Genomic DNA, 7,708 nt, shown 5'->3' with positions numbered 1-7,708 from the left:
CTCGGAGCGGTTTTTGGTGTGCACCAAAACTTTGCTCCCGGAACAGGCTTCTCGTCAATTTCTTATCCAGAATTCGGGTTATTTAACTAAATCCACTCCTGATTATTAATGGTTAAAATTATTTTTTGAATAAAATAATCTGCCCAATAAAAAATAATTATCAGTCGATAGAAAAAAGTAATTTGAATTAATTGCATGATAGAGGCATTTTATAGGGAGAATAATATCTATCTTCTGTTTTATCTATAGTCTAGAAGATCAGGTTGTTCATCTTTAAAATTAACAGCCAGAAATCAACACATACTATAACTATAAATGGCAATGATATAAAATCACCGGAGATTTTATTTTAAGGGATTAATATTTCACTTTAATATTTAGATGAGAAATTAAAATAATCATCTCTATGAATATTATTGACAATAAACGAAGAAATTAAGTGATTATATCCTGAAGTTATATATAAAAACACTCAATTAAGGAGTAATTCATGGGAAGTTTAGATAGTATAACGCTCTCTCCACCAACATTTCCGCAGGCACATGGAATCGATACTATTAACATACACGATCTGAGTATAATGGGTACTGAATATATATTAATGGAAGTGCCAAGATATGATGATGCTAAGACTGGTGATGAAATAGAGGGATATCTTTATTTAAGTGATGATAATAGCGTGGTTATAAAAAGTAGACCATACACTGTTGCACCAGATACATTACATACATCCCCATATACATTACTATTTACTGTGGATGAAATTTCTAAATTTGGCACCTATCAAGCTAAGTATAAAGTAATAAGTCATGGCAATGAACGTGAATCACCAACGGTAAACATTAAATTTATATCCTTTGATTCATCTAAATTATCTGACTATATTCCCAGTGTACCAGAAGCCACAGGTAAACAAGGAACCCTGCTGACAAAAGATGACTATTATCGGCTAGATAAGTTGGAAGTCATTGTGCCGGTTTATGATGGAATGGCTCCTGGACATGCTGTTAAGATCTTATGGAAAGGACGTCGTAGTGATATTACATATGAACCAGAAACTCAAATAGTAACTGAAGTCATACCGATGACATTCTATATTCCTCGTATGGAGTTTATTGACACTATTGGCGATACTGCTACGTTGTATTTTTCAGTAACAAGAACATCTGGTAGTGATGTTGTTGAGTACTCAGGAGATTTACAGCTTGAAATTGAAGGGCAAGCACTTAATTTACCTGCACCTAACCTTGAATATAATGATGATTCTATTCAAGTTATAATACGTTATCCTGGTATGAGATCAAATCAAACAGTAAACATCCGGTTGGTAGGCCAGACAATGTGGCAAACTAACTATCAAGTACTTGACAATATAGAACGGATAGCAATAGATATCCCTTCTGATTGGGTACAAGAAAATAGCGGAAAACTGGTTCTAATTGATTACGCTGTAGGTGATATATATGGAAACAGAGATAATTTCTCTCATATATTAAGACGGGTTTTACTGAAAGGTGGAATAATAGTTCCTTCAACTAATTATCCTATTGAGGTATCACTTGGTGACGGCTCTACCGTTTTTAATGGTCAGTCTATTTACTTAGAAGTAACTATTAAAGCGAATATACCAACACTGAGTGAAATATCTAATATTAAAATAAAAAGTTCGTCGAATTCTATTCATCAAATTATATATAAACCATTTTATATTGTGAATGTTGGCCAAGAAAATCATGGTCGATCTATACTATTACTAACGGTGGATAAGAATAATTCTCTTTCAGATATTCATTTTGAAGTTGTAGCTTATAAAATAGATGGGATTACCCCGGTAAATAATGTTGATCATTTGTCTGTTACATATAAAGTGAGTAAAAATCCTCCGCAAGAAGTAATTAAATTAAAAACTGATAATGAATTTATAAGAGTGCCGAAAACAGATAATCCAATAACTAGCCAACAAAGTACCTACAATATATATGAAGGAGTGGTTAGTGATGCTCATGGTAATCCAATAAAGAAAACTCAGGTTATTATTTCAACGCGCCGAGATCAACTCTCTCCTGGATCTGGGATAATAAATATAACTCACGAGCCAGAAGTGAATCCTACTACTCCTATCACTCCTATAGGAAAAGGTGATCACCGATATTTCATCACTTTAAATAGTGATGAGAATGGTAAGGTAAAATTTCGGGCATATCCTCAAAAAGGTAAATCAGCAAGAATTGATTTTTTAGCATCAATACCAAATTTAACACGAGATACATATACAGCATCAATGTGTATTTTTCCTGATAATTCCAATGATCGTCAATTAGATAGTCCTTTTATCAATGAAATAGAGGAAGGTGGAATACTTAAAAAGCTACTTGGAAGAACTCAGTTTAATGTGGAAATTAACTCATATGATGGTGCTTACGGAACAGATGTTCTTGCATTTTTTACTGAATATGATGGAACAGATAAAAAAACATTACTGTCTCCTACATATAGAACTGGAGATATAGATGAATTAGAAAACACACCTTTTCCTTTCACATATGACCAATTAGAGCCTAATAAACTCGGGGGGTTATATTATATGGTGATATCCCAACAAGGGGGAGCTAGATATTCCCAATCTTTTAATGTGAAATATGTTCAGAATGAAGATTCTCCGGGTGGAAATAAAAACGAGGTATATGATAAAGTTACTGTATATTCTACTTATGCAGACTTTCCCATCAAACCTAGTACTGAAACTGCCACAGTTTCTGAATCATCTGCCGTAATTTTTGATCTAATAAGTCAAGGTCTTGTTTTCGGTGAGGGTAAGGATAATAGCAAAAGTGCAGGATTATATGTATTTATAGAAGTGGCAGATAGTGCTGCCGTAAAAAATTTACCACAGCCTAACCAGAGTGGTAAAGTGAGGGCAAGTATAAAATCTTCCAAGGGCCTGGTATCTAAAGAGTATGATTTTGATTTAAAAACTCCAAAACAAGATGGGAAGGTTAAATATCAAATAGTGACTATTCCATTTTGCTTCCTTAAAGGAACACTGCCTATAAACGGTTATGATCCTTCAAGATTATATATTGATTATTATATAACAACAGATGCTGGAGAAAGCACATATAGCAAAACCTGGAAGATTGATATTAACACTATGGATCCAAATGAATATGCTGATGATGACTATTATGGATGCCCGTCTTAATTTATAGATAAAATTACATATTGATGTTTTCAGTATTATATATTCCAAGTCAATATTATGGCTTGGGATATTATCAAGAATAAATATTTCACTAATTATAAGGCGCAGGCTTTAATACTTTAAAGTTATTCTTAATACAGCACTCACTTTGTGCAGTATCATGCATTAGTTAAATAGACTATTTTTTATTGACATCAAATGTATTTTCATATGGGTTATTATGTCTAATTTGAGTTATATATCAGGTGTCATCTAATAATGGCATGTGCATATGTTTAACTAAACAATTATGGATTTCAAGGTGAAAAAATGAATATTGAAAATAATAATATAAAATTAGCAGAACCCTGCTTGCCAGGAAAACTTTGTGTATCTATTCCGGATGGTTCAGATATTATTATTGGTCAGTCTGTTTATCTGACAGTTACACTTATAGCAGATCCAAAAGTGATAGAGGATATTCAGGATATTTCAATAAAAAATGATCCAGCGGTAGTTGAAGTAATACGCCATGTTAATTGGGCGGCCACAAAAGATAAAAATGGAGGTAGTGCGATATTTCTATTGAATTTTAAGAGTGATGTTTTACCGGATAACTTAATAAGTTATAGTGTTTATGTGGTTTCAAATTCAGGTTCAGATGTACCAGGGATGATATCATCAAATGTCACCTATACGGCAAAGAAATTCAGTCCTTATAAAACTATCTCGCTTGAACATAGTGAAAATTATTTGGTAACACCAACCGTTGATAATAATATTGCTAATCCCAATAGCGAATATATCTTGATTAGTTCGACAATTACTGGGGATGATGGTAACCCGTTGAAAAATGTTGCCGTGGCTATTTCCTCTTCGCAATCAAAGAAATTAAACCTAGTGGTTTTTGCTACAGATGATAAGTCGCCTCAACCTATTGAGGTTAAATCCTATAATAATATTGATTTTATTACTGTCTATTCTGATTCAGATGGAAAAATCAGATTCCGTATCTATCCAATAAAATATACACAAGTCAGACTTGATCTGACAACGGCAATACTTAACCTTACCGGTTTTACTCAAGCTTATACTCTGTATGTTATTAATTCCCCCCATAATAACCCATTTGAACTTGGTAGCCCAACGATACAAGAAATGGGAGATGGTAATATAATTAAACAAGATTCGTCTTCTTCTTCGAAATATTTTCATGCACAAATACCTTCTTATCAACCTGCTTATGCTACAGATGGAATTCTGTTTTTTATAAGTAGTAGATTACATGATAAACCAAAGTTACTTGAACCTATATATAAGGTTAATAATGTTAATGAGTTATCAAATGAAGTTTTTAACTTATCATACAGTGAGTTACCCATTAACGAACGGGTTGAGTTTTATTATCTGATTTCTTCTGTAGAAGGCGAAGTAAGAAAATCTTACCCAATTACATTAGAATATGTTGGTAACGACTCATCCAACGAAGAGGTCTACGATAAAGTCAAAGTATATACCAGTCACGCAACACCTCCTATTGATGTGTATAGTGAAGAAAATGAAACTTTTGAATGGCATGGTATCATCTTGAGCATGATAAATCGTAATAAAAAATCTGGTCAAAGCGCTAAGGGGGTGACAGGGCTATATGTGGCGATTATGGGAACTAATGATCAAAATAATAAAAATCTACCACAACTCGGTAGCAAAGGATATTTGAATGTCTATATTAAAACACCAACATCCAGAAATACGCATAAAAGTTATCAATTCTCGTTACTACCTACTGTTGATTCGGGAAAACAAACAGACCATGCTGTAGTTAATATCCCATACTGTGACATTAACCGAGCTGGACCTTCATTCTCCAAAGGGTTAGGGACACTCTCTTTTGATTATTATATCGAAAATAGTGATGGTTCTAAAACATATAGCAAAAAATGGACTACCAAAATTAATACCGTCTTACCAAATCAGGCTAATGATAATAATGATGGATGTGATCCTTTATAAAATGTCTGTCAATTATTATATCTTGACAAGATAAAAATATTAAAAATAAGGGAATGATATGAAAAATAATTTATTAATAGATGAAGAATCTATATCAATATATTTTGAAAAAGAATTTTTCCAAGTGCTAGACTATGATAATGCTCCACCTCATGGTGATTGTATTAAGGCGGTTGCATTAATCAGAGATAAAGAAGGAAAGCCATTACCAAATGTTTCCGTTGATATTCTTGAAAAAGATAATGCTTATTTTGAGTTGATTGGTATTTATCATTCCGATAAAGAAAAACCTGTCAAAATTAAAAAATTTTCTTCTGATCAAAAATACTTTTCTATTACTTCCGATAAAAATGGAAATTTGGTCTTTTATATTTACCCTAAAAAATCAACATCAGTAATATTTCAAGTTGATTCTATGATAGTGGGTGTAACAGATCGTATGTCTTCAAAAAATAAAGTGTATATTATAGATAACAATAAAGAAGACTTGAATCTTTCTCCACTTGGTATAGGCGAAGATAATGGCAGCTTACAGGTAGACCCTAACTTGAATGCCTTTAACGTTTTAATCCCAAATTATCCTGGCGCCAAGAGAGATGACACAATACTATTTTTTATTAACAAGCAATATGTGAAAAAATCATTTCTTGTTCAAAAGGTGGATGAATTAGGCAATGATAGTTATATGACATTCCCTTATAATATATTTAAGGTGAATGAGATTGCTGATTTTTCTTATACTGTTGTAGACAACTTTGGGTCAGCACGATCTTCATATCCACAAGGCATAACATATCCTGGAGGAGGGTATAATCAACCAATTGATGATTTAACAAGAATATATGATAGTTGTATAGTTTATAATAGTTATGGTTATAATGATGACAATAATATTGTCCGTGATTCAATTCATGAAAAAGATATAGATAATAAATGCAATAATCCATACCATGAAGCATTATTCGTTAAGATGGTCGGAACGAGTGATTATAAAGATAAGACTAAAGTTCCACTTGGTGCTGAGGTTACATTAAACTTATATATTAATAATTATCCCAATACCATTTGCCAATCTAAAGTAAGGGCAATGCCAACTCAACCAGATAATAATGGCAATACAGTACCATTACTGTTTGGTATTCCTTTTAGCAATGTTAGACATATAGAAAATGGGGATATTTATCTTGATTTTCAAGTTAATTATTATGGAGATATTTCTTATGGCAAGATCTGGCGAGCCAATGTTTATACAGTACGGCCGGGAGGAGAAGTTGCCGGGGATGATTGCCCTGACGGTAAAACCTGGATTGATATAAGTTAACTTCATTATTTTAGATGGATTAATGATTTTTATAGAATTACTTTATTAAGGAATTATAAAAGGGGTGAAATATGTTGGAAAGTGATAAAGATCTGATCTTGTCAGATGATGATTTAAATTTATCTGTTAAAAATGGGGCTGATGTTATTATTGGTCAAAAATTTTACCTTGATATAGAAATGCCCAAAGGAAAAATTTCTCAATCACTTAATATAGGAGTGAAGGATTTTAAAGGTTTTAAAAGTGTAAAAATAATCAAACCAATTAATATTGAACAGGATAGCAAATCATATAATATGGTGATTTCATGCACTGTTAAAGGAAGCGGTTCAATAACCGTGGGAGAAGAAATACATTTTACACTCACAGGTGTTGATAAGGTAATAACATATTATGCAAGGGATTTGGTTAACAGTTCAATCCAATTGAAGAAAAATAAAAGCATTTGTGCAACACCAAATAGCAACGATATAGATGATAATAAAGATCATTATATCAGTTATGATACAACACTATTCGATACTAATGGTCAATTACTTAAACATACTCCCGTCAATATTTACTCTGAAATTAATGAGGATATAGAAAGAAACATAATAATTACTTCTGAACCTGATGGGGTAGGTCAAAAACACCAAATTATCAAACCAAAGAATTATGAAGGGAAAACTCAACTCATTATTACCAGTGATGAAAATGGAAGAATAAAATTCCGTGTCTATCCAGTCATGGATACGCCTGCTATTATGGGTTTAATCAGTCAAGTCGAAGGTGTTGCTGAATATCATTCTGGTGACATATATATGATTTCTGTTGTTCCACCCAATGATGATAACTCACTTAATCCACCAGATATTCCTGAGCTGGAAGGGGGTTCATTAGAAAGTGATGGACGTCAACGTTTCGAAGCAGAGATTGATTCCTATCCTAATGTATCCAAGACAGATAATGTTTTATTTTTCAACAAAAAAAAGGAAGATGATTCTTTTGATCCAGAAGGATTAATATTTCCGGTAAAAAAAATTTCCGATGTTTTAGGGAATATGGATTCAGAAAATTATAATTATACATTCTTAATGAGAAGAGATATTTTCCCATCAGGAAAAGACTCGATGCTTTATTATATAATAGCACCCGAGTTTGGCAATAGTATGTATTCATATGTTCGAGGTGTTATAGCAGAATCAACATAA

Annotated in this window: 4 protein-coding genes; all 4 read left to right on the top strand. The window is 32.5% G+C overall.

Annotation, left to right across the window (positions count from 1 at the left end; translation table 11 throughout):
- The first annotated feature begins 490 nt into the window (after positions 1-490).
- Positions 491-3,202 carry a hypothetical protein gene (locus tag ABLA76_RS15795; protein WP_348988643.1) on the top strand — a complete coding sequence of 904 codons (2,712 nt, stop codon included), beginning with the start codon at positions 491-493 and terminating at the stop codon, positions 3,200-3,202.
- 309 nt (positions 3,203-3,511) lie between these two features.
- A complete protein-coding gene (locus ABLA76_RS15790; protein ID WP_348988642.1) occupies positions 3,512-5,194 on the top strand; it encodes a hypothetical protein in 1,683 nt (560 codons plus the stop codon).
- 58 nt (positions 5,195-5,252) lie between these two features.
- Positions 5,253-6,515: a hypothetical protein gene (locus ABLA76_RS15785; protein WP_348988641.1), complete on the top strand. Its 1,263-nt coding sequence runs from the start codon at positions 5,253-5,255 to the stop codon at positions 6,513-6,515.
- Positions 6,516-6,586: 71 nt separating this feature from the next.
- Positions 6,587-7,708 carry a hypothetical protein gene (locus tag ABLA76_RS15780; RefSeq protein ID WP_348988640.1) on the top strand — a complete coding sequence of 374 codons (1,122 nt, stop codon included), beginning with the start codon at positions 6,587-6,589 and terminating at the stop codon, positions 7,706-7,708.

It is taken from the genome of Xenorhabdus sp. SGI240 (assembly GCF_040081915.1).
Lineage (GTDB): Bacteria > Pseudomonadota > Gammaproteobacteria > Enterobacterales > Enterobacteriaceae > Xenorhabdus > Xenorhabdus bakwenae.
This window is presented reverse-complemented; position numbering and strand designations above follow the sequence as displayed.